Annotated in this window: 22 protein-coding genes; 9 read left to right on the plus strand and 13 right to left on the minus strand. The window is 48.0% G+C overall.

Annotated features, from left to right (window positions below; translation table 11 throughout):
* Positions 1-52 precede the first annotated feature (52 nt).
* The 4 genes from polA to MKQ68_RS22720 all read left to right on the plus strand — a co-directional run bounded on the left by polA (position 53) and on the right by MKQ68_RS22720 (position 5461).
* On the plus strand, positions 53-2869 hold the full coding sequence (gene polA, locus MKQ68_RS22705) for a DNA polymerase I (protein WP_244836523.1): 2817 nt from the start codon (positions 53-55) through the stop codon (positions 2867-2869).
* A gap of 98 nt (positions 2870-2967) precedes the next feature.
* The gene (locus MKQ68_RS22710; RefSeq protein WP_244836524.1) at positions 2968-3489 is read left to right on the plus strand and encodes a GNAT family N-acetyltransferase; all 522 of its coding nucleotides are present in this window, start codon (positions 2968-2970) and stop codon (positions 3487-3489) included.
* A gap of 84 nt (positions 3490-3573) precedes the next feature.
* Entirely contained in the window at positions 3574-4722 is a 1149-nt protein-coding gene (locus tag MKQ68_RS22715; RefSeq protein ID WP_264281074.1) for a C1 family peptidase, read from the plus strand.
* A 139-nt stretch (positions 4723-4861) separates the two neighbouring features.
* Positions 4862-5461, plus strand: coding sequence for a hypothetical protein (locus MKQ68_RS22720; RefSeq protein WP_244836528.1), 600 nt, complete (start codon positions 4862-4864; stop codon positions 5459-5461).
* On the opposite strand, the gene MKQ68_RS22725 is transcribed toward MKQ68_RS22720, so the two are convergent.
* Positions 5458-5745 carry a hypothetical protein gene (locus tag MKQ68_RS22725; RefSeq protein ID WP_244836529.1) on the minus strand — a complete coding sequence of 96 codons (288 nt, stop codon included), beginning with the start codon at positions 5743-5745 and terminating at the stop codon, positions 5458-5460. The genes MKQ68_RS22720 and MKQ68_RS22725 overlap by 4 nt on opposite strands.
* Positions 5746-6363, minus strand: a complete 618-nt coding sequence (locus tag MKQ68_RS22730; RefSeq protein WP_244836530.1) for an L-threonylcarbamoyladenylate synthase — start codon at positions 6361-6363, stop codon at positions 5746-5748.
* 130 nt (positions 6364-6493) lie between these two features.
* Here MKQ68_RS22730 and mtgA point away from each other — a divergent pair, with 130 nt between their 5' ends.
* Positions 6494-7240 carry a monofunctional biosynthetic peptidoglycan transglycosylase gene (gene mtgA, locus MKQ68_RS22735; protein ID WP_264281075.1) on the plus strand — a complete coding sequence of 249 codons (747 nt, stop codon included), beginning with the start codon at positions 6494-6496 and terminating at the stop codon, positions 7238-7240.
* A gap of 16 nt (positions 7241-7256) precedes the next feature.
* Here mtgA and MKQ68_RS22740 read toward each other — a convergent pair whose 3' ends face one another.
* The 4 genes from MKQ68_RS22740 to MKQ68_RS22755 form a co-directional block, all read right to left on the minus strand.
* Positions 7257-7784 carry an ATP-binding protein gene (locus MKQ68_RS22740; RefSeq protein WP_264281076.1) on the minus strand — a complete coding sequence of 176 codons (528 nt, stop codon included), beginning with the start codon at positions 7782-7784 and terminating at the stop codon, positions 7257-7259.
* On the minus strand, positions 7781-8398 hold the full coding sequence (gene pnuC / locus MKQ68_RS22745; RefSeq protein WP_244836531.1) for a nicotinamide riboside transporter PnuC: 618 nt from the start codon (positions 8396-8398) through the stop codon (positions 7781-7783). Before pnuC ends, MKQ68_RS22740 begins: the two co-directional genes overlap by 4 nt.
* Before the next feature lie 2 nt (positions 8399-8400).
* The gene (locus MKQ68_RS22750; RefSeq protein WP_264281077.1) at positions 8401-10104 is read right to left on the minus strand and encodes a PNGase F N-terminal domain-containing protein; all 1704 of its coding nucleotides are present in this window, start codon (positions 10102-10104) and stop codon (positions 8401-8403) included.
* Positions 10105-10270: 166 nt separating this feature from the next.
* Entirely contained in the window at positions 10271-10849 is a 579-nt protein-coding gene (locus MKQ68_RS22755) for a NifU family protein (protein ID WP_244836534.1), read from the minus strand.
* A 171-nt stretch (positions 10850-11020) separates the two neighbouring features.
* Between MKQ68_RS22755 and MKQ68_RS22760 the strand changes: the two genes are divergently transcribed.
* Positions 11021-11473 carry a methylglyoxal synthase gene (locus tag MKQ68_RS22760; protein ID WP_244836535.1) on the plus strand — a complete coding sequence of 151 codons (453 nt, stop codon included), beginning with the start codon at positions 11021-11023 and terminating at the stop codon, positions 11471-11473.
* 304 nt (positions 11474-11777) lie between these two features.
* Here MKQ68_RS22760 and recA read toward each other — a convergent pair whose 3' ends face one another.
* The 5 genes from recA to MKQ68_RS22785 form a co-directional block, all read right to left on the minus strand.
* A complete protein-coding gene (gene recA, locus MKQ68_RS22765; protein WP_264281078.1) occupies positions 11778-12794 on the minus strand; it encodes a recombinase RecA in 1017 nt (338 codons plus the stop codon).
* Positions 12795-13005: 211 nt separating this feature from the next.
* Positions 13006-13614, minus strand: a complete 609-nt coding sequence (locus MKQ68_RS22770) for a hypothetical protein (protein WP_244836536.1) — start codon at positions 13612-13614, stop codon at positions 13006-13008.
* Positions 13615-13828: 214 nt separating this feature from the next.
* Positions 13829-15325 (minus strand): RNA polymerase factor sigma-54, encoded by a 1497-nt coding sequence (rpoN, locus tag MKQ68_RS22775; protein WP_264281079.1) that lies wholly within the window; start codon positions 15323-15325, stop codon positions 13829-13831.
* An 83-nt stretch (positions 15326-15408) separates the two neighbouring features.
* Positions 15409-16017, minus strand: a complete 609-nt coding sequence (rnhB, locus tag MKQ68_RS22780; RefSeq protein WP_264281080.1) for a ribonuclease HII — start codon at positions 16015-16017, stop codon at positions 15409-15411.
* Between the two features lie 72 nt (positions 16018-16089).
* On the minus strand, positions 16090-16878 hold the full coding sequence (locus MKQ68_RS22785; RefSeq protein ID WP_264281081.1) for a hypothetical protein: 789 nt from the start codon (positions 16876-16878) through the stop codon (positions 16090-16092).
* An 81-nt stretch (positions 16879-16959) separates the two neighbouring features.
* Here MKQ68_RS22785 and MKQ68_RS22790 point away from each other — a divergent pair, with 81 nt between their 5' ends.
* A complete protein-coding gene (locus MKQ68_RS22790) occupies positions 16960-17994 on the plus strand; it encodes a COX15/CtaA family protein (protein ID WP_264281082.1) in 1035 nt (344 codons plus the stop codon).
* A 76-nt stretch (positions 17995-18070) separates the two neighbouring features.
* Positions 18071-20284: a patatin-like phospholipase family protein gene (locus tag MKQ68_RS22795; RefSeq protein ID WP_264281083.1), complete on the plus strand. Its 2214-nt coding sequence runs from the start codon at positions 18071-18073 to the stop codon at positions 20282-20284.
* A 223-nt stretch (positions 20285-20507) separates the two neighbouring features.
* Here the strand turns inward: MKQ68_RS22795 and MKQ68_RS22800 are convergent, their stop codons facing one another.
* Positions 20508-21506, minus strand: a complete 999-nt coding sequence (locus MKQ68_RS22800; RefSeq protein ID WP_264281084.1) for an alpha/beta fold hydrolase — start codon at positions 21504-21506, stop codon at positions 20508-20510.
* Positions 21507-21826: 320 nt separating this feature from the next.
* On the opposite strand from MKQ68_RS22800, the gene typA reads away from it, so the two are divergent.
* Positions 21827-23638 (plus strand): translational GTPase TypA, encoded by a 1812-nt coding sequence (gene typA, locus MKQ68_RS22805; RefSeq protein WP_264281085.1) that lies wholly within the window; start codon positions 21827-21829, stop codon positions 23636-23638.
* A gap of 163 nt (positions 23639-23801) precedes the next feature.
* Here typA and MKQ68_RS22810 read toward each other — a convergent pair whose 3' ends face one another.
* The gene (locus tag MKQ68_RS22810; protein WP_264281086.1) at positions 23802-24113 is read right to left on the minus strand and encodes a YbaB/EbfC family nucleoid-associated protein; all 312 of its coding nucleotides are present in this window, start codon (positions 24111-24113) and stop codon (positions 23802-23804) included.
* Positions 24114-24161 lie beyond the last annotated feature (48 nt).

Genomic DNA, 24161 nt, shown 5'->3' on the forward strand with positions numbered 1-24161 from the left:
GTTCAGCATCAACATTAAATTAGAAACAGGTTTATTCCTTACTTTTACCCCCATGAGTAAGAAATTGTTTTTATTAGATGCAATGGCGCTTATTTATCGCGCCTATTACGCATTGATCCGTAGCCCGCGTATTACGAGCAAGGGCCGCAATACCAATGCGCAATTCGGTTTTACTTCCACCTTGTTCGACCTCATTAACAAAGAAAAACCTACCCACATTGCCGTAGCTTTCGATACGCATGCGCCTACCGAAAGGCATACGGACTTTGTCGATTATAAAGCCAACCGCGAAGAAGCACCGGAAGACCTGCTCGACGCGTTGCCGGACATAAAAAAAATAATAGAAGGATTTAATATTCCCGTGCTGGAACTGGACGGTTACGAAGCGGACGACATTATTGGTACCGTCGCCTGGCAGGCAGCTGCGCAGGGTTACGAAGTATACATGGTTACGCCCGACAAAGATTATGGACAGCTGGTGAAAGATAACATCTTCATCTGGAAGCCGCCTTACCAGGGTAACAAAGAAGAAATCCTTGGTCCAAAAGAGATTTGCGCTAAATGGCAGATTAAAGATGTGCACCAGGTGATCGATATCTTAGGAATGATGGGCGATGCGGTGGACAACATTCCCGGCATACCCGGCGTGGGCGAGAAAACGGCGATGAAGCTGCTCGCTGAATATCACTCCCTCGAAAATGTACTCGCCAACGCCGATAAAATTGGCGGCAAAATGGGTGAGAAAATTAAAGCAGGCGCAGAAAGCGCGATCCTCTCGAAGAAACTGGCAACCATCATTACCAATGTTCCGGTGGAGTTTCACGAAGAAAACTACTGCATCAAAGAAATGCAGAAGGATGTTTTGTCGGAGATTTTTACAGAACTGGAGTTTAAGTCCCTTGGCAAACGCATCCTCGGCGAAGGTTTTAATGCCCTCACCAGCGACCCATCGAAGCCGGTACAGCAAGACCTGTTCGGCAACGCGATAGAAGGCGCCGTGAAAACTGAAGCGGTGGCTGAAGAGTCGGAAGGACCGCAATTTGGTTTGCAGGCAGATAAAAATATTGAGAATACGCCGCACGAATATCATTTATCAGATACGCCCGAAAAGCAACAGGAGCTGGTAAACATCTTACTCACCCACGCAGAGATTTGCTTCGATACGGAAACCACCGGTACCGATGCGAATAATGTGGAGTTGGTGGGCATGAGCTTCGCCTGCAAACCTGGAGAGGCCTGGTACGTACCCGTGCCCACAGGTCGCGATCAGGCGCTGGCCGTGCTCTCTATCTTCAAACCGCTGTTCGACGCGATGGATATTACTTTCATCGGACAGAACCTGAAGTATGATATGCTGGTCTTAAAGTGGTATGACTACGAGATCAAAGGCAAAATATTCGATACCATGCTCGCGCACTACCTGATTGAACCAGAAGGTCGCCGTAGTATGGATTTGCTGAGTGCGCAATACCTGCAGTACGCGCCGGTCTCCATCGAAACGCTCATTGGAAAAAAAGGAAAGAACCAGGGCAACATGCGTGACGTCGAAATCGAGAAGATTAAAGACTATGCTGCGGAAGATGCCGATATCACTTTACAACTGAAGGAAAAATTCCTGCCCATCATCGATGCAAAAGAAGTAGCCAATGTGTTTTATGATGTGGAAAACCCGCTTGTAAAAGTATTGGTTGATATGGAGTTTGAAGGTATCGCGATCGATCATATTACACTGTCCGATTATTCGCGGCAATTAGGCGAGGATATTCGCCGTGCGGAGGAAAGTGTGTACGAACAGGCGGGTGTTCGGTTCAACCTCGGTTCGCCCAAACAACTGGGAGAGGTGCTGTTCGAAAAACTGCAACTGGACCCGAAAGCGAAGAAAACCCGTACCGGTCAGTACGCAACAGGTGAAGACGTACTGGCGAAGCTGGCGAGCAAAAGTAAGATCGTTGAAGACATCCTGATTTACCGCGAGTTGAGTAAACTTAAGTCAACTTATGTGGATGCGTTGCCTTTGATGGTAAATCCCCGCACAGGCCGCGTGCATACGTCGTACAACCAGGCAGTTGCGGTGACAGGCCGCCTGAGCTCCAACAATCCCAACCTGCAAAACATACCCATCCGCACTGAGCGTGGCCGCGAAGTACGTAAGGCTTTTGTACCACGTAACGCGGGATATACATTGCTCTCGGCGGATTATTCCCAGATCGAATTGCGCATCATAGCCGCCATCAGCGAAGATGAAAGCATGATCTCCGCTTTCCAGAACGGGATAGATATTCACACTGCCACGGCGGCCAAAGTTTACGGCGTAGAACTGTCGGACGTAACTTCTGACATGCGCCGCAACGCCAAAAGCGTAAACTTCGGCATCATTTACGGGCAGAGCGCTTTCGGCCTCAGCGAAAACCTCGGCATTGCCAGGAGCGAGGCTAAAATGTTGATCGACAACTACTTTGCACAGTATCCGGCGATAAAGGAATATATGGAAAAGCAGGTAACCTTTGCGCAAACGACTGGTTATGTGCAAACGCAACTGGGCCGAAAACGCTGGCTGAAGGATATTAATTCCTCCAACGCGGTGGTGCGTGGTTATGCGGAACGAAATGCGATCAACATGCCGATACAGGGAACTGCCGCGGATATGATCAAACTGGCGATGATCAGCATCCATAAAGAGATGAAGCAACAAAACTTTAAATCGAAGATGTTGCTGCAGGTACATGACGAGTTGGTGTTCGATGCACATGTGGATGAACTGGACCGCCTGAAACCCCTGATTCTCGATTGCATGAAACGTGCGTTGCCATTGCGTGTACCGGTAGAAGCCGAAATTGGTACCGGCGCTAACTGGCTTGAAGCGCATTGATAATAAACCATTTAAAAGGATAGTTAGTGAGTACTCCTAACTATCCTTTTTTTTAAGACCCCATTGCAAATTCCAAATTCCTTTACTAGTTTTCTCCCATGATCGAAACCTCAAGGTTACAATTGTTACCCTGCACGCTCCATCATTTCGAAGCCCTTTTCCAGGGCGAAGAAGTGTTGGCCAACTTGCTGGACATTACCGTACCTGATGACTGGACCGAATATCCCGAAATGGTATTACTCGCATACGACAAGCTGCGTAACGACCCCACTATGCTTGGCTGGTTTTTTTATCTCGTGATTCATAAAGAAGATAAACGATTAATCGGTACCGGCGGCTTCAAGGGCAAGCCGGGTGAAAGTGGCGTGGTGGAAGTTGGCTATGAAATTGCTCCCGACTACCGCGAAAAAGGCTACGCGACCGAAATGGTACAGGCCCTGATCAGCTTCTCCTTTAGTCATTCTTACATTAAAACGGTTAGAGCGCATACCCTCGAGGAATATAATGCGGCAGTAAAGGTGCTGCAAAAGGCCGGGATGCACTTCGCCGGCGCATTTACAAGCGAGGAAGATGATGAACTTTGGCGCTGGGAGATAAACCGCAGCGATTTTAAGCCGTAACGGCTGGCTTTCCGCTCTTCCTAAACTTTGTGCCCGTGTTGGGTCTGTTTCGTTATATTTGGTCCGTTTTAAAAATCAATCATTATGAAGAAATGGATCATATCTGCGGCGGTGCTCTGCACCTCTGCGGCATTTGCCCAAACCAAAACCAACAAAGAAGGTAGCAAGTACGAGTTCACTACCATTAAAAATCTTGAAGCCACCGCTGTTCAAAACCAGGGTCAAACCGGTACCTGCTGGTCTTTTTCCGGACTTTCCTTTTTCGAATCTGAAGTATTAAAGGCGGGTAAAGTAAAAAATGCCAACCTGAACCTGAGCGAGATGTTCGTGGTTCGTAACATGTATCCTTTAAAAGCAGAAAACTACGTGCGCATGCACGGTAAAACCAATTTCGCCGAAGGCGGTGGTTTCCCCGATGACCTGCTTTGCCTTAAAAATTACGGCCTGGTACCCCAGAGCGTATACGACGGTAATCGCACAAAAACATATAACCATGCCGAAATGGTAACCCTGCTCGAAGGCATGGTAAAACCACTTGGCGATGCGAAAGCTGTTAATCCGGCCTGGCGAAAAGCTTTCGACGGAGTATTAGACGCCTATATGGGCACCGCTCCCGAGAAGTTTGAATACGAAGGCAAAACCTATACGCCGCAATCTTTCGCAAAGCATCTTGGTCTGAATGCAGATGATTATGTCGTGATTTCTTCTTTCACGCACCATCCGTTCTACAAACAGTTCGTATTGGAAGTTCCTGATAACTGGAACTGGGAAAGCGTTTATAACGTTCCTTTAGACGAGTTTACAAAAATCGCCGAGAATGCGGTGACAAATGGCTATTCCATCGCCTGGGCTGCTGACGTAAGCGAAAAAACATTCAACTTCCGCGACGGCCTGGCCATCATCCCTGAAAAAGAAATGGCAGACATGACGCAGGAAGAGCGTTCCACCCTGTACACCGTTCCAGGTAAAGAAAAAGTAATTACCCAGGAGATGCGCCAACTGGCTTTCGATAACTACGAAACGCAGGATGACCACGGTATGCACATCACCGGCCTGGTGAAAGACCAGAAAGGCGGTAAATACTTTATCGTGAAAAACTCCTGGGGTACCGAAAATCCTTGCGGCGGTTACTTCTACGCTTCTATGCCTTACTTTGCCTACAAAACCACCTGCTACATGGTGAACAAAAAAGCGATTCCTTCGGATATTGCTAAGAAGATGGGCATCAAATAATCAGAAACTTACTTATTGTGCAGAAAGGCCGCCTGTTTTACGGGCGGCCTTTTATTTATACTGAATATCGTATCTTAGTAAGGATTACGTGTCAAAGCTGTATGCAGCCCCCAATTCATCAACGAGTAAAATACATTTTATGTCCGCAGCAGTCCCCAATTCCAAGCCGCGCTTATCTGCCGACCGGTTGAAAGAGCTGATCACGCCTTTCGTAATAGACAGGTCGCAACATCCCTTACTGATCATCGGCATCCGTGGTTATTATCTCAACACACTCGGCAAGGCCAACCAGAATGATCGCAGCATTTATGATGATGCGCTGTTCATCGACTCGCCGTTCGTTACCGCGGCGTTCAACGCCAATACCGACCCTTCCACATTCCGAAAAGGAAGAGGTACTGGTGCCGCCAAAGGTATGGCCTGCCTGCAGCCCGGCTTGTGGAAGGCACACCAGTTTGGCCTGCATAAAGGGCAATACCTTGCGCTGGTGCAAACCAAGGGTCAGGTAACGGTGATGCGCGATAGTGAGCCGAATTACGAGGATACCGGAATGTTCGGCATCAATATCCACCGGGGCGGTTATAATACAACGTCCAGCCTGGGTTGCCAAACAATACATCCCGCCCAGTGGGAAAGTTTTATCAGCCTGGCCAAAGATCAGGCTTCCCGCATTTGGGCCGCGAGGTGGAATAAGGAAACAATCCCTTACATCCTCATCGACAATAAAGGACAGGTTTAGTGTTTACCTTCGAGGCGATTCGTATGTTCCAGTGACCCAAGCCGGAACCGGATCGGTATGTTCGTCCGTTTCTCAAGCATCCATTCCTGTTTGCAGAAAAAACCGAAGTGACTTTGATAGCTGCTTGCCGGCGAAATGGAGAAGTAGCCGGAACTGCGTTTAACGGTGTCAGCTTTTAGTATCGTCTGAAAGAGGCTGGCACGTTTTGGAGCAGGCGCTATGGTCTGCGCCAGGCTGACCTGCCCGAAGAAAAGAAGTATTAATATGCCTGGGAATAGTTTCATTTAAAGTACTGCATCGTAACTGCCAACGCCTTCGCGTATCAGCTCTGGTTCACCGCTGGTGCAATCTATGACGGTGGAAAAGTGCATGCCGCCCGGCCCGCCGTCTACCACAATATCCACCAGTTTGCCGAATTTGTCGTGAATGATCTCCGGGTCGGTATATTCTTCTACATATTCGTCGATGGGTAACGAGGTACTCATCACCGGGTTGCCTAGCTCCTTAACGATCGTGCGACAAATGTTATTGTCAGGCACACGAATACCGACGGTATCGCGCTTGGTTTTGAGCATCTTAGGCACTTCGCGGCTGGCGTTCAGAATAAATGTGTAAGGACCGGGAAGCGCTTTTTTCAACACACGAAAGATGGGCGTATCCACACTTTTCGTATAATCGGAAAGATGACTGAGGTCATAACAGATAAAAGAGAACTGCGCTTTTTTAGGATCAATCTGCTTGATGCGACAGATGCGTTCCACAGCTTTATGTTGAAAAATGTCGCAGCCCATCCCATAAACCGTATCGGTTGGGTAAATAATCACCCCGCCATCTTTTAAACACTCAATAATAGTTTTAAGATGCCTGGGATTCGGATTCTGCGGATGTAGCTCTAATAACATAAGCTAAACTTACTGATTTATGCCGTATTAACAATCCGGCTAACAGAATGTTACAAATGTGGTTCCGAAATAATCTTTATAATAAATAATCTTTATAACTTTCCGGCGATTAAGAAAACCGGTTCCCTGAATGAAGACTAAAGGAATTTTTCCCAGGATCTGGCGCAAACTCAAAATCGTACTGTTAGTTCTGTTTGTGGCACACCTGGTTTATATAGTGATATTGAAATGGATCAATCCGCCTACAACTTTAACAATGATCGGCAGTCGCATCAGCCTCATCGGTTCCGGTAAAAGTTTTAAGCGGGATTGGGTCGATTTTGACGAGATCTCCGCAAACGCAAAACTGGCTGTTATATCCAGCGAAGATCAATTATTCCCCGATCATGAGGGATTTGATTATAAATCCATTGAAAAAGCGATGGAGCAGAATAAGAAGGGTAAACGGAGACGCGGGGCCAGTACCATCAGCCAGCAGGTTGCCAAAAACGTATTTCTTTGGCAGGGTGGTGGTTGGTTCCGGAAAGGCCTGGAGGTATATTTTACTTTTATGATCGAAAAGATATGGGGCAAGAAACGGATTCTGGAAGTGTACCTGAACGTAGCAGAAATGGGCGAGGGTATCTTTGGGATTGAGGCCGCTGCACAAACCTACTATAACAAACAAGCTCTGATGCTGAACCGCGAAGAAGCTGCGATGATTGCCGCCTGTCTGCCCAACCCGATCACGCATACCGTTGTTCCTCCCGCCCGCATCACCGTCTGGCGGCAAAAACGCATCCTGCAGCAAATGCGTAATCTCGCACCCGATCCTGATATCAAAGAAATGCTTAAAGTAGAAAAGACGACTAAACCAGATAAAAAGCCCGGAGCATAAACTCCGGGCTTCTTTTTTATGCTCGGTCAAAGATAACCTTGTCAACCGCCTTAATGGCCTTTTGCAGCCTTTCGTCATAACCTCCGCAAATATCTACCCAGGGAACACCAGAATTGATGACAATGTCGCGATACACCTGGTAAAAGTATTTACGCTCTTCCGGCTCGGGATGTTCGCGTTGCGGATCATGCTCCCACTCAATGTCGATGTAAGTGAGTAAGTACAAGTCGTAAGAGCGTGCGGCAATCAGCTGCATGATTTTCGGATCGCAGTCGCCATACTTCGCCTCACTCCACACCTTGATTACGTGGAGGTCTGTGTCACAAATTAACACGTCGCTGACGTCTGCGGCGAGTTTATCTTCCGTCGCCAACTGACCTTGGGCAATTCGCAACAGGTCATCCTTTTCGTAAGGCCTGGGCAAATTATCGATATAGCCGCGCGCAAATTCCGGCACCCAAACTGTGTTGTAATGCCTGGCGAGCATGTCGCTCAGTGTACTTTTCCCGGTAGACTCCGGCCCAATTACGACTACTTTTTTCAAGAGGTGGTTTTTAACGACTGCCTGTAAATACGCAGCCACTGGAAATACCCCATTACCGCAATGATGAACAGGAAAATAGTAAGCAGCCCCGTTAAGGCAAGATGTTTATAGAACAGCAAAGGTACGGCCACAAAGTTGGAGATATTCAGGAAAATCCAGTTCTCCACCTTGCGTTTCGCGAGCAGCCACATGCCAGCCCACGCCGTGGATGATACAAATGCATCCAGCACCGGCGTAGTTGAATCGGTGAAATGTTTTAAAACCGACCAAATCACCAGCCAACCTAAACCGGAAATAGTTACCGCGATGTACAATTCTCTCTGGTTGATTCTGCTGATGTTTCGTTCATGCTGTTGCGCGTCCTTCCGCGTCCACAGGAACCAGCCGTACAGGCTCATCACGAGATAATATGCGTTGAGTGATGCTTCCGCATACAGTGCGGCATTAATAAACAGGTAGATGTAAATTCCTGTACTTACAATCCCCGTCGGATAAACGCCGATGTGGTTTTGCTTCGAGAATAATACACTCAGCACGCCGAATACCACCGCGATTCCTTCCAGCCAGGTCATCGCCTGAAAGCCTTTGATCAGTTCTATATAGATTTGTTCCATGCTTATTTTTTGTCGCCTATCAGCGTTCCGGATACGTTCCACGCACTAAAGCTGCCTCCTTCAGGTTTGCCGAGCGGGATAGCTACCTTGAACGTATGTTTGCCGGGTTTCAGGTCCGGCAGTGGAACATCCACCGGTAATGTGAGTGTGCCCGGGCACCAGTTGGAGCGGCTTAAGTCCGAAGAGCTAAGCCCGGTGCCAAAATTCCCTGATGCTGGATTGCTAAGGCGGTACACCGCGCAATCGGTGCGCCATGGAATGAAGTGATAAACACGCTGCTCGTCCACAAAGATCTCATTCAGTTTCGGATTAAATTCATCGCCGCCTCCCCAGCCACCGTGGCCGGTTGTGATATAACGCATCTTCAGGTTGCTTACGCCTTCAGGAATATCCACTGTAACTGTCAACGAATCTTTCTCGAATATCGTCCCATATTCCTGCCCCGTCATCTCCATTACATTAGTCGTGTTAAAGATCGGGTTGATCCACGCTGTATGTTGCGCTTCAGGCCGATCGCCATCGAAACCAGGATAGTATTTAAAGTCGAGACTTACTTTATGACCGCCTTTATCGTAGTTGCCGATGAACACACCGATCCAAACTTCGCCTTCCAAACTCGGCGAGAGCTCCGTGATGTCTTGTTTATAAATCACTGAATCGGCCCAGGGATAGCCTTTGATCTGCACCTGTTTGTTGTAATGCCGCACGCCGAAAGGAGTGAAAAAGCGCATTATTTCTAACGGTGGCTGATAGGTGTCCGTGGCAACAACGCCCTGGTAGGTTTTACCATTGCTGGCAGTAAAAGAAGGAAGCGCCTTTGCGCCGTCGCGTAAACCGGTGAGAAAACTTTCCTTTTTATCGGTTGGGATAACGAAAACAGATCCTGTACGATCATATGCGTCACCGTTAGAGTATTGCGTAAGTTCGATAAACAGGTTTTGTCCGCGACGCATTTTAGGTAATTGCACTTTTTTAAGCACGATGGTGCCACCGGAATAATGATACGTTTCGTTCAGTTTATCTCCTTGCGGATTATTGATCGGATTGCCGAAGCTCAATTGCTCCTGCGTGAAAATATTGATGGTCCTATACCTGCTGCGGATAATGTTCGCCTGGTAAGTCGGCTCATCTACCACCTCGGCTTTCCCCGGCCACGAAAGTTCCTGCTCGGTGACAGGCCTGAAAGTGATTTCCTTCGCGTACGTTTCGGAGTTTCCGTTACGCACAGCTTTCAGTACAAGGCCTAACTGAGGCGCCGAACTGATGCCGGGCGCACCTTTGATCGCAAGTGCTGTAGTATACCATACCTCTATGGTGTTTGACCGCAATACAAATTTTGCCTTCTTCACCGGGTAGCCTAATATCGTGTCAGTTTCCGGCAGCAGCGTTACTTCCGGGTTGGCGGAGAAGGGCTTTTTAAGCAGATACGTTCCGTCGTCGAGTGTGAGAAGCTGCAGGCTGGATTTCTGGCTATAGTCGAGGTACTGTCGCTCGCGGCCGCCTGTTTGGGAAAAAGCAACTTTGTCATTTTTGATAAAAATCCGCACGGGGTTGCCCTGCATTTCGCGGCCGTTGCTTTTAGATGCGTAAGTGATTACAGCTTCTTTTGCCGCGTTGTTTTTCTTCGGTTCACTGTTTTTCTGGGCGAACGACGGGAGTTGTGCAAAACACAACACCGCCAGGGTCGCCGACATAAATCGTATCATAATAACTTGTTTAATGATCACAAGGCCGTAAAGCTATGAAAAGAAGGAAGAAAAAGACAGGCGCTTACACCGGTGGTCGTCGGCGGAGGCGCAATGGTAACCCTAGAAATAAGAAAAGCACGGTCAGCGACCGTGCTTTCTATTATCATTCACATAACTAAAAGTCTTATTCAGCTTCTGCTACTACTTCTTTCACTTCCGGGATCATGCGCTTCATCATACCTTCGATGCCTGACTTTAGGGTGATCATGGAAGACGGGCAGCCAGAGCAAGAGCCTTGGAGCATGAGCGTAACAACACCGTCGTGGTAATCTTTGAACTGGATAGCGCCACCGTCCATTTCAACCGCCGGTTTCACGTAGTTCTCCAACAGTTCCTTGATACGGGTCACGATATCGTTATCGTCGGTGCTCAATACAGGCTGCTCTATTTCTTCCTCATTGATAACGCCACGGTTATCTTCCAGGTATTCTTTCAGAAAAGCTTTGATGGAGGGAATTACATCACTCCAGTCAGTATCCGGCGTTTTGGTCAGGGTCACGAAGTTGCTGCAGATAAATACACCGCGAATAAAGGGGAATGTAAACAATTCAGCTGCAAGCGGAGATGCCTTAGTACTGGCCGCATCCGGGAAATCGATAGATTTGTTCGGATATAACAGCTTGTTAACCACAAACTTCATCGTTTCAGGGTTAGGCGTCATTTCCGTATAAATGCTGATGATTGGATTTCCTGTCTTAATCATTTTTTTCAATTTAACTGTGAACAAAGGTAGCAACTTTCGGCCATATAGGGGTTAAATAAAGGCCTGCCTGCCATCGAATTTTGTGATTGACCTATAGGCGCGGCCTATTTTACTTTTATATATTGAAGTTCAGTGCTATAACAAATTAAAATCTATTTCTATTTTTGTGCCATGCAACAGATCAAGACACTACATGCCCGTAAACGGATCGCGTTGATTGCGCATGACCACAAAAAGGCTGAAATGATAGAGTGGGCGGTATATAACAAAACCGTACTCACGCGTCACGAGTTATATGCTACCGGTACCACAGGCAAGCTGATAGAGGAGGCGCTGGATGTGCCTGTCCGCAAGTTGATGAGCGGCCCGCTCGGCGGTGATCAACAGATCGGAGCAATGGTTGCTGAAGGCAAAATTGACGTTATCATCTTCTTCTGGGATCCTATGGAGGCCTTGCCGCACGACCCGGACATCAAGGCGTTGCTCAGGCTTGGCGTCGTTTGGAATATTCCAATGGCCTCCAATCGCGCTTCCGCAGACTTCCTGATGACGTCACCGCTCATGCACCAGGAGCACGAGGTGAAGATCCCGGATTATACGGTCTACGTCGGACGTCAGGTCTAGCCGGCTCTTGCTGCTTGTTTACGGAAACGTTGTGAAATTTTGTGGTGGCTGTAACGGGTTGCCTCAAAGAGAAAGCTTTGCTGTTGGCATAAATAAAAAGTCCGCTTGAAAGCGGACTCTGTTACTAAACTAACCCAAACAAACGTTTAAATTAAATGGTTTAATGTCAACGTTATAAACTCTTATATATCCGGGAGCGACAGGATATTGCGCCTGCCGGCTCCCGTTTTATTTTTTATGTAGTTCTCTCCGTTTGCCGGTACCCATGAACGGACTAGCCGATCGATGAAATACCTCTTTCTGTTTAAGCGTTTGCCGCTTGTTGCTGTTCCAGCAACTTCGCTTTGATCTTTCCTTCTATTTCCGCAGCCAGCTCCGGATTGTCAGCCAGTAATTGCTTAACCGCATCGCGGCCCTGACCCAGTTTGTTGCTGTCGTAGCTAAACCAGCTACCGCTCTTCTGCACAATACCGAACTCAACACCCATATCGATCAACTCACCGACTTTGGAAATGCCCATACCGAATATGATATCAAACTCTGCCTGGCGGAACGGAGGTGCCACTTTGTTTTTTACCACTTTCACTTTCACGCGGTTACCCACAGCCTCGTCGCCATCCTTAATCTGGCTCATACGGCGAATGTCAAGACGAACGGAAGCATAAAACTTCAGTGCGTTACCACCGGTCGTTGTTTCCGGGTTACCGAACATCACACCGATCTTCTCACGAAGCTGGTTGATGAAGATACAGCAACAGTTCGTTTTGGAAATGGTTGCGGTCAGCTTACGAAGTGCCTGAGACATCAAACGTGCCTGCAGACCCATCTTGCTTTCACCCATTTCACCTTCCAGCTCACCTTTAGGTACCAGGGCGGCTACGGAGTCAATCACCACTACATCCACCGCGCCGGAAAGAATCAGGCGGTCAGCGATTTCGAGGGCCTGCTCACCGTGATCCGGTTGCGAAATCAGCAGTGAGTCCACATCAACGCCTAAACGCTGTGCATAACTGCTGTCAAAGGCGTGCTCGGCATCGATGATGGCGCAAATGCCACCTTTCTTTTGTGCTTCGGCTATCGTATGAATCGCCACAGTTGTTTTACCGGAAGACTCTGGGCCGTATATTTCAATGATCCTTCCTTTAGGGAAACCGCCAATGCCGAGGGCAATGTCCAAACCGAGAGATCCTGTTGAGATCACCTCCATTGGATCGGTACCTTTCTCGCCCATCATCATAACGGAACCCTTACCGAAATCCTTTTCTATTTTGTCCATTGTAAGGCGAAGCGCCTTCAATTTTTCTGCATTGGCTGTTGACATATTAGTAAGTATTTTTTACAAATTTAATGGTTATGCTAAGGTATAATCAAATTTCAACTATCCCAAAAAAATTAGCATTTTTATTTTATCCTGCTAATTTTTATAGCAACGCTTGTTTATTTACGATTAACCCTCAACGACAATACAAAGATCATCTGCCGCCACGCACAGGATCTGCGCAGCGAAAGGTATTTTTAAAGAAGCGAAATAATTAGCCGAGAATCCACCAGGCAACCAGCTGTGCCATGATGCCGGTAAACAATCCAATGTATACCTCCCAGGTCGTGTGAGCCGACAAAACTAGTCTGGACGTAGCTGCAATGCCCGTAAAAAGCAGGATTACCGCGAGGGGAATAGATACGTTCAAGCCCATACCCCACATCAACACCAGGAAAAAGCCAATTACACCGCCCCAGCCAGTCGTGTGCATACTGATCTTGATAAAGTTATTCGCGACGAGGCAGATGCTTGCGGTCAGGAAAATACCCAGGAAAAAGGCATTGAAGAAGGGAGGAGCCTTGCCTTCACGCAGAAAAGTATAGAACGCCCAGAAGTAAAATATGATGGTCGCCACGTACGGAATGATCCTGTCACGCTGCTTCTCCATATGAATCGTAGATACAAACCCTAATGCGGTCGATAACATCACAACCAGCATAGGAAACAGAATGGTGTTAACCCCTACGCGGAAATAAAGCCTGTCGTAAGGCAGGCGCAGGCTCTCCGCCCGGAAGGCGGTGAAATACTCCGGCAGCGCAGTTACGGCCATAAACGTGACCAGCACGGGCAGGAATAACGGGTGCAGCAGGTAAGAAAACATTTTTGCCGCAAATGTTACGCCTCCAGAGAATTGTGACCGGGAAGCAGGCCCGGCGGCCCTAGCTGTTAAATCGTCCATCGTTCTTGAAAAGTTCTGCGCGAAATTAAAGTTCTTTCGCCAATCCGCCGAACGGTCCTTTTTGTCGCAATCGGCGAGCAATAAAAAAGGCTGACGAATGATTGGCCAGCCTTTTCCTTTATATAAAGATGTTTAATTACAGCTCTTTCCTGAGTCGCGCCACCGGAATGTTCAGTTGCTCCCGGTATTTAGCCACCGTACGGCGGGCAATGTTATAACCTTTGTCCTGCAACATTTTAGTCAGGTTTTCGTCGCTGAGGGGTTTGCGTTTGTTTTCGCCACCGATCAGGTCGGAAAGGATTTTCTTTACCTCGCGGGTCGAAACTTCTTCGCCGCTGTCAGTTGAAAGAGACTCGGAGAAGAAAAACTTCAGCTTAAAGGTGCCAAATTCCGTCTGTACATATTTGCTGTTCGCCACGCGGCTTACGGTGGAAATGTCCAGTTGGGTGATGTCGGCAATGTCTTTCAGGATCATCGGCTTCATCGTCGTCTCGTCGCCGGTGAGGAAGAAGTCGTGCTGGTAGTTCATGATCGCTTCCATGGTAGACAGCAGGGTATGTTGCCTTTGTTTGATCGCATCAATAAACCACTTGGCAGCGTCTATTTTCTGCTTGATGAACAGTACGGCCTCTTTCTGACGCTTGTCCTTCTTATCCCCACGATCGTAATCACGAAGCATGTCGCGGTAGCCTTCGGAAATACGGAGGTCCGGTGCGTTTTTAGAATTAAGCGACAGCTCCAGTTTACCGTTATTATTAAGGATGAAGAAGTCCGGAATCACATAGCTCTCCGCCTTGTTAATAGTGGCGTGGTTGCCCCCGGGTTTCGGGTTAAGGCGGATAATTTGGGTGATCGCCTCTTTCAGGTCATCATCTGACAAGCCCAGTGATTTCTGGATTTTTTCGTAGTGTTTCTTGGTGAATTCATCGAAATAATACTCCAGGATCTGGATGGCGGTTGTAATGCCCGGATCGTCCTGTGGGCGACGACGAAGCTGAAGCAGCAGACATTCTTTCAGGTCTGCACAGCATACTCCGGGTGGATCAAACTCCTGGATCACTTTGATCAGTTCTTTGATCTCTTCTTCTTCGGTAGAAATGTTTTGAGAGAATGACAGATCGTCTACGATGGCACTTACCTCACGACGAAGATAGCCGTCATCGTCAATGCTGCCAATTATGTGTTCCGCGATAGCGGATTTGCGGGGATCCAGCTCGAGCATGCCCAGCTGGTTGAGCAAATAGTCATGAAACGAGGTTTCTACCTTAATGGGGATAGTCCTGTTTTCGTCGGGATCTGGATAATTGTCGTCGCGCAGCTTGTAGTCGGCAATTTCATCGTCTCCCTCACTCACATATTCAGAGATATCGATATTATCATATTCGTTTTCGCTGCCATCCGGTTCAAAGTCGTCGGTTTCACCATCACCGCTTTCCTCCGAGGCTTCGGTAGAAGAAAAATCATCGGCAGGCTGTTGCTCGTCTTCACCGTACTCTAATGCGGGATTTTCTTCCAGTTCCTCCTTAATGCGCTCTTCCAGGATGGCAGTAGGAACCTGCAACAGTTTCATCAGCTGAATCTGTTGTGGAGAAAGTTTCTGCAGTAGTTTCTGCTGTTGTGTCTGCTTTAACATGACTTATCTATCGGGCTCAAAATTAAAGATATATACAGTTATTACTAATCAAGTAGTCTTTTGTTGGCAGCACTCGGAAAAAGTTATTCCAGGTTCAGTTCTAGTTCCAATTGCCCGGGGAGCAAGCGGAATGTTTTGCGGTGATAGGGTGTATCGCCATGAGCCCGGATCGCATCGCGGTGTTGTCGCGTTGGATAACCTTTGTTTTCTTTCCATCCGTAATGCGGAAACTGATCATGAAGCTGGTGCATGAAGTCGTCCCGGTAGGTTTTAGCTAAGATAGAAGCAGCGGCTATAGAAGCATACTTTCCATCACCCTGGATAATACATTCGTGCGGTGTTTCGCCATATGGCAGAAAACGGTTCCCATCGACAAGGATCAAACCGGGTTGCATCAATAACTGTGCCAACGCCTTGTGCATAGCCTTGAATGAGGCTTTGAGAATATTGATCTGGTCTATCTCATCATTATCCACACTGGCCACTGCATAGGCGATAGCTTTCTCTTCAATGATGAAGCGCAGCTCGTTCCGGTGTTCCTCCTTCATCTGTTTTGAATCATTTAGGAGGGGGTGACGGAACTTCGTGGGCAGAATAACCGCGGCGGCGAATACCGGTCCGGCCAGGCAGCCCCTTCCGGCCTCGTCGCAGCCGGCTTCAACTAACTGTTTCTGGAAATATGACTTCAGCAAATCCTCAGGTTTATTAGGGTAAAATTAAAAAAATGAGGTTGCTAAAAAAATCATTTATATGAAAGGAGTTGCTTACAGCCGGTAATGTACAGACGCTCCGTAGGAGAGGTTGCCTGAAATATACGCCGCCAGCCCGGGCTCCTTGATAAAAAGTACACCAAAGCGCTGTTCAATTCCGAAGCTCACCTTGCCCTGCGGGAAAAAGCGCACGCCGAAAGGAAAAATAAGTCCGGTTTCGATACTGTTTTTCATATTGTGATACATGGTAACTTCCTGTATCAGCGGGGCCGAGCCGTCTTCGAACTCAGTAGAGCGTGTAAGGCGTTCGCGGATTTGCCCGGTAAAACTGTACATCATACGCAGGCCTGCGCCACCGAAAAGCTGAATCCTTCGCCGGTCGCTGCTTTTAAGCAGGAAGTCGGCGTAAGCACCGATGTAGTGACGCTTTGGCTTGTAGGCAACACTGGTAACGCGGGTTACATCGTTTTTGCGGATGGACGTGTCCAGTGAAATAGTTTTGTAATTGTAATTGAGGTACTCGACACCGAGCCGAAGTTCCTTCCGCGTACTGTAGGCATCCCTCCGCTTATTGTAGAATTGCCACGATGTATACACCGCAATGTGCGCACCCCCGGTATTGATGAATTGATCGTTTTCCCTGTAGAGCGTATCCGTATTAAATGCCGGAAAATGTGCTGTCTCTTTTACCCGCGAAGGCATTTCGGACAATTGTCCGGGGCGGGCACCGCTAAAGTATATACCGCCGTATCCATGAATGCTGTTAAGCTTCAGTGCTGGTTGTTGAGCGAGGGCTAACTGGCAGTAAAGGGCGCATAACAGTAATAGCAATATGGTTCGCATGCAGGGTAGAAATATCTTATTCTAATATACGCATAAATCAGCGGAGTTGTTGACGATTTCTGACGTAATTTTGCCCCGTTTATGGACACAAATATTTATCAAAGGAACCGCGCCATTGTAATCTGGCTGTTTGTAGGGGTAGGCATGATCATCGTGCAGGTTTTACTGGGAGGCATTACCCGTTTAACGGGCTCGGGGCTTTCCATAACTGAATGGAAACCAATCATGGGCGCATTGCCGCCGATGAATGAGCAGTCGTGGCAACAGGCGTTTGAAAAATACCAGCAAATTGCGCAATATCAATATGTAAACGATCATTTTACGCTGCAGGATTTTAAGCACATCTTTTTCTGGGAATGGCTGCATCGCAACTGGGCGCGGTTTATCGGCATCGTGTTTTTTGTTCCTTTTGTGATATTTATCATCAAAAAGAAAATCAGCCGCGAAATGATATGGCCAATGGTAATCCTGTTCATTTTAGGTGGACTGCAAGGCGCAATTGGTTGGATCATGGTGCAGAGCGGACTGAATGATACCGATATAACGGTGAGCCACATCCGTTTATCGATTCACTTTATCGCGGCATTGGTGCTGTTGTGTTACGTGCTATGGTTCGCGTTGAAGTTAAGTGTACCGGTAAAGGAGATACAACCACAGCCGACGCTTCGGCAGCTGAATAACTGGATCTTGATTTTACTCACCGTGCAATTAATATATGGCGGGTTTATGGCCGGGCTGGATGCTGCGTTGGCCGCTGCCACCTGGCCGGATATTAATGGCCAGCTAGTACCGCGCATGAGCAGTGGCGAAGGATTTATGCATAGCATTACGCATAACCTGATGGCGATTCACTTTATCCATCGCGGACTTGCTTATTTACTTACTATTCTTATCGCGATATGGTTCTGGAAATCGGCTGTGGTGAAAGATGACAGTCAGCTGCACCGCATTCGCATTCTGCCATTGCTGTTAGTATTGCTGCAAGTGTTCCTGGGTGTGATTACCGTGTTAAACAGTAAGTCGGAAATTCCTTTGTATTATGCGTTGCTGCACCAGTTTGTGGGTATGTTATTGTTGATGGCGATGGTGTGGACGCGCTTCCTGGTCCGGAAATAAATAGGAGGGGAAGGGACCGGCGCTTGGATTTTTTCCGTAAGTTTATCGAAACGACCGGTCACAAGTGAAATATTTTGTGTTCAAATTTTACTATTCCTTCCCTATTCAGTTATTGCTGTTGCACTTTCGTAAGTACCAGGTGCTGTTGATCTTTTGGGCCATTCTTTATAGTACCATCTTTGGTGGTTTTGCAAAAGTTTTTGGTGGAGATGCACTGTACCTGGCGCCGGAGTACCTGGGAGATGTGAGTTTTTACAGCACGACGATGCTGGGTATGGCGACTGCTGCTTTCACGATGAGCTGGCACATCACTACATTCATTCTGCATACAGGCCGTTTTAAATTCCTGGCCACTACCTCACAGCCGTTTTTTAAGTACTGCCTGAACAACTCCATCATCCCGTTCGGCTTCGTTTTTTGCCTGTTGCTGCGGCTCGCGCAATACCAGGCGTTCCAGGAGTTAAATTCTGTTCCGGGTATATTATTGCTGATGGAGGGCTTTGTGTGCGGTTACCTCATCATCATCTTCTTCTGCTTCTTTTATTTTTTTAATGCTGATAAAAATATTGGCCGCCGGCTGGAAAAGAAGTTTGGTAATCCACGCAACTTCCTGCGTACGGTGTTAAAGCCTTCGCAGGAGCCGGATGAAAACGCGCTGCCTGTCCATAACTACTTCACTTCTCCGTGGAGAATAAGACGGGCGCGAAATGTAAAACACTACAATAAACATTACCTCGACAACATCTTTAAACAACACCACTTCGCAGCGATGATCACTGTCGGTTGTGCGTTGGTATTGCTGGTGATTCTTTCTTACCTGATGGACTACGCCGCCTTCCGTTTACCGGCCGGCGCCAGCGTGATGATATTTTTTGCCTTCCTGATCGGAGTGGCCGGCGCGTATGCTTACCTGTTACAAAGCTGGGCTATTCCGATGGCGCTGGTGTTACTTTTTGCACTGAACTGGATGGTAAAAAACGATTGGGTCGACAGTCGTAATAAAGCGTACGGCATGAACTACCGGAACAAAGACGCACGTCCGGAATACAGCGTGCCCCACCTGCAGCGGTTTTTTACGGAAGAAAGGTCGGAAGCAGATAAGCAACACACACTCGCAATACTTGAAAAATGGCGCGCCCAGTTCCCGGCGGATGAAAAGCCCAAACTGATCGTAGTAAATACCAGCGGCGGCGGCACGCGTTCGGCGCTTTGGACGTTGTGCGTATTGCAACGGCTGGACAGCCTCCTTCAATTTGGCTTCAGTAAACGTACGACGGTTATTACCGGGGCTTCTGGCGGTATGATGGGGGTAACATATTACCGCGAACTGTACCTGAGGCATCTGCAAAACCAGCCAGTCGATCCGCGGGATACGATCTGGCGGGCGAAGATTTCGGGGGACTTACTGAATGCCGTATTTGGTTCCCTTTCGGTAAACGATTTCATTACGCCGTTCCGGCAATTCAGGATCGGGGATAATAAATATGGGCGTGACAGGGGATATGCATTTGAGATGCAGTTCAACATCAACACCGGTGATGCACTGGCCAAAACGATCGGCGACTATGCACAACCGGAGCGGGATGCGATTATACCGATGCTGATCTGGAATGCGACGATCAACGCGGACGGCCGGCGGTTAATGATTTCGCCGCAACCGATCAGTTACCTGTGCGCAGCGGACTATCTTTATCCGAATCGTAACGTGCGGGATATAGACGGGGTCGACTTTTCACAGTTCTTTCATGCGCAAAACCCTATGCAGTTGAGAGTTTCGAGCGCTATTCGTATGTGCGCGACGTTTCCCTATGTATTGCCGAATGTATTTTTGCCAAGCAAACCGATCGTAGATGTGATGGATGCCGGCATTCGCGACAACTTCGGACAGGAAACGACGTTGCGTTATCTGTATACCTTTCGCGAATGGATAAACGATAATACCAGCGGGATCATTTTTGTACAGATCAGGGATACGCGGAAGAATGATGTGCACCCGGTAAAGGCGCACAAAGATCTCAGCGATCTGTTGTTTGAACCTTTATTTTCTATGCAAACGCATTGGAGTGCCATGCAGGACTTTCACCAGGATCACCTGATCAACTATATGGAAGGGTATTTTGAAAAAGACCGTTTTCAACGAATTATCTTCCAATACGTTCCGCAGAGCGATGATAAGGCGGCGGCCTTAAGCCTGCACCTCACTTCCCGCGAGAAGCTCGATATTGGAAGGGCGCTGGATAACCCGGCGAACCAGAGCGCTTTCCAGCTGCTGCTGCAAACGGTTAAATAAAGAGAATACGGCCTTTTGTCCTGAACGTACTACGCAGGTAACAAACAATCAAGGTGGCAAATGACAACGCTCATCCGGTTGCTGCTGGTCGGTAGATAAAGACCGCACGTCTCCTTGCCGGACATACCAGTAATTTGTAGAATACAAGCCTCCGGAAGTCGTCTGAAAAGAAAGCACGTCTTCGTTCAAAACGAAGACGTGCTAACATCATTAGAAAACATCGCTAATTATACTCCAAAAACGCAATCAGCGGATTGATAAACCGGCTGTAAGCCTCTATATGCGGCAAGTGGCCTACACCTTCCAGCGGAACGAGGGTGGCTCCAGGGATGGTTGCTGCAGCGCGTTTACCCAGTTCCGGGTAATTACCCATCGTTTTCTTTACATCGTCTGGTACGTTGGCTTTGCCAAGGGCGGTGCGGTCGCGCTGGCCGATAATGAGTAAGGTTGGCGTTTTTATCTGGCCGAACTCGTATACCACCGGCTGCGTGAAAATCATATCGTAAGTGAGCGCGGCGTTCCAGGCGACGCGTGGGTAATCGGCGTGTTCGGTCCAGGAGGCGAGCAGGGCGGCCCATTTTTCGTAAGCAGGCGACCATTGGCCGGCGTAATAATTATCCAGCTGATATTTCTTGATCTTTTCGTAGTTCTGCGTTAACTCTCCTTTGTACCATTGGTCGATGGGCTGGTAAGGCACCTTCAGTTTCCAGTCTTCGAGGCCGATGGGGTTTTCAAGGATGAGTTTTTCGGCGGTTTCCGGGTACATGAGGGTGAAGCGTACGGCAAGCATGCCTCCCATCGAGTGGCCCAATACGGCCGTTTTTTTGATGCCGAGTGAGTCCAGGAGAGCTTTGGTGTTCTGCGCCAGTTGCTGAAAGGTATACTGCAGTTGTGCTGGTTTAGACGATTTGCCGAAGCCTACCTGGTCGGGCATGATGACCCGGAAGCCTTTGCTGCTCAGCGATGCGGCCGTGCTGTCCCAATAAGCGCCGCAGAAGTTTTTACCGTGCAGTAATACGATCGCTTTGCCGTTAGGCGTTGCGGGCTGCACGTCCATAAACGCCATCCGAAGCGATTGCCCCTGGGTGTGCAGCTGAAAGTAATGCACCGGGTACGGATATTTGTAGGTGCTGAGTTCTGCATCCTGCGGGGCAGGTTTCTGTGCGTTTGACAGGTAAGCTATGAATAGCAGGAGGAGAGTAAATGCTGATTTTCGATACATCATGGTGGGTTTATGAAAGCTGTGTTCGTCGCAAATATTGCACCGGATTCGGCTGGCTAGCCTTGTTGCGGTTGAAGAGTGCGACGGCGGTTGAAAGAAGGGAAGAAGATGGGTCAAAAACACTTATGGGTTTGCTTTAATGTGCTGATAATCAAATGAAAAGTAGATATGATACTTTGATTACATTAATTTAAACCTTCTCTCACCTCTAATGCGAAGGATTTTCGTACCTTTGCGCCTTCTTTTGGAAGCGCTGTCTGTTTTTTGGTCTGAAAAGTTGAATTGAACCAGGGTTACGGATAGCTAAAAGGTTGAAAATTATGCAAATAAGAAACATCGCTATCATTGCGCACGTAGACCACGGCAAAACTACCCTGGTGGATAAAATCCTCCATCAGACCAACGTATTCCGGGCAAACCAGGAAACTGGCGATTTGATCATGGATAACAACGACCTGGAAAGGGAGCGTGGTATCACTATCCTGGCAAAAAACGTTTCCGTAGTATATAAAGACGTTAAAATCAACGTAATCGATACCCCAGGCCACGCCGACTTCGGTGGTGAGGTAGAGCGCGTACTGAAAATGGCAGATGGCGTTATCCTCCTGGTGGATGCCTTCGAAGGCCCTATGCCGCAGACCCGCTTCGTACTGCAGAAAGCACTGCAGCTGAATCTGAAGCCGATGGTGGTTATCAACAAAGTAGATAAACCTAACTGTCGTCCTGATGAGGTTCACGACGCTGTATTCGACCTGTTTTTCAGCCTGGACGCTACCGAAGAGCAGCTGGACTTCCCAACCTTTTATGGTTCCGGTAAAAACGGCTGGTTCAACGATTCCAATGTTCAATGTGAAGATATCACCCCGCTGATGGATGGTATCCTGAAATATGTTCCCGAGCCTAAAATTCCCGAAGGTAACCTGCAAATGCAGATCACTTCCCTGGATTACTCTACCTTCCTTGGCCGTATTGCCGTAGGTAAAGTAACCCGTGGTATGGTGAAAGAAAACCAGCCTATCTCCCTGATGCAGGTAGATGGCACCGTGAAAAAAGCAAGGGTTAAAGAGCTTTACATCTTCGAAAGCCTCGGTAAAAAACGTGTTACCGAAGTATATGCAGGTGATATTTGCGCCGTAGTTGGCCTGGAAGATTTCAACATCGGTGATACCATCGCTGATGCTGAAAATCCCGAAGCACTGCCGGTAATCAGCGTAGATGAACCTACGATGAACATGACTTTCTCCATCAACAACTCACCGTTCTTTGGTAAAGACGGTAAATTTGTAACAAGCCGTCACCTGCGTGACCGTTTGAACAAAGAGCTGGAGAAAAACCTGGCGCTTCGTGTTCAGGACAGCGACAACGCGGATAGCTTCGTAGTATACGGCCGTGGTATCCTTCACCTGGGTGTATTGATCGAAACCATGCGTCGCGAAGGTTATGAGCTGACCGTTGGTCAACCGCAGGTAATCGTTAAGATGATCGACGGTAAACGCAGCGAGCCTTATGAGAACCTGGTAGTAGACGTTCCACAGGAATTTGCTTCTAAAGTAATTGACCTGGTTACCCGTCGTAAAGGTGAAATGCACATTATGGAAACCAAAGGCGACATGCAGCACCTGGAATTCGAAATTCCTTCGCGCGGTCTGATCGGTCTCCGTACGCAAATGCTGACAGCTACTGCAGGTGAGGCTGTAATGGCGCACCGCTTCAACGAATATAAACCATGGAAAGGCCCGATCCCCGGTCGTAACAACGGTGTACTGATCGCTAAAGAAGCAGGTACAACTACTGGTTACTCACTGGATAAATTACAGGATCGCGGTTTCTTCTTTGTTGATCCGGGAGAAGAAGTGTACAAAGGCATGATCATCGGTGAGAACAGCAAACCAGGCGACCTGGTAGTAAACGCGAATGAAGGTAAAAAACTGACCAACATGCGTGCTTCCGGTTCTGATGCTGCTACCAACATCGCTCCTAAAACCCTGATGACACTGGAAGAATGTATGGAGTACATCCAGCATGACGAGTGCATCGAGGTTACGCCTAACTTCATCCGTATGCGTAAAGTATACCTGGACGAAGAAGATCGTAAGAAATACTCTAAAATGATGAAGATCGAAGAGGCTTAGTTTAGTCCTCCCATGATATAAAAAAGGCGTTCCGTGAGGAGCGCCTTTTTTTATGCCTTCGTATACGGATCGTATATCCTGTGTATACGCTAAATCGCTGAAACCCGCCATGGTGGCGAGGGGTATATGCAAAGCATATAGGATGGATATACCTTGAGTAGGATTACATCAATCCTGCCAAGGGTCCGAGCATGCCGCCGGCCACATCTTTCATTTCGGCTTCCCAGGCGCTTTCTGCGTTTTTGAGGGCGCGGTTGAGGGCAGTAATGAGCAGGTCTTCCATTTCTTCTTTTCTTTCCGGCGTACACAGCTGGTCGGCGATCACGATGCTTTTTATTTCGCGGTTGCCTGTAACGGTTACTTTTACGGCGCCGTCGCCTGCTTCACCGTCCATGGTAACACCCGCCAGGCGGTCTTTACTCTCTTTCATTTTTTGCTGCGCTTCCTGCAGCTTGCCAAAAATATTACCGAACATGATTTGTGCTTTTTGCGGCAAAGATAATCGCTGTTAGCCACAGAAATG

The sequence above is a fragment of the Chitinophaga horti genome (assembly GCF_022867795.2).
GTDB lineage: Bacteria > Bacteroidota > Bacteroidia > Chitinophagales > Chitinophagaceae > Chitinophaga > Chitinophaga horti.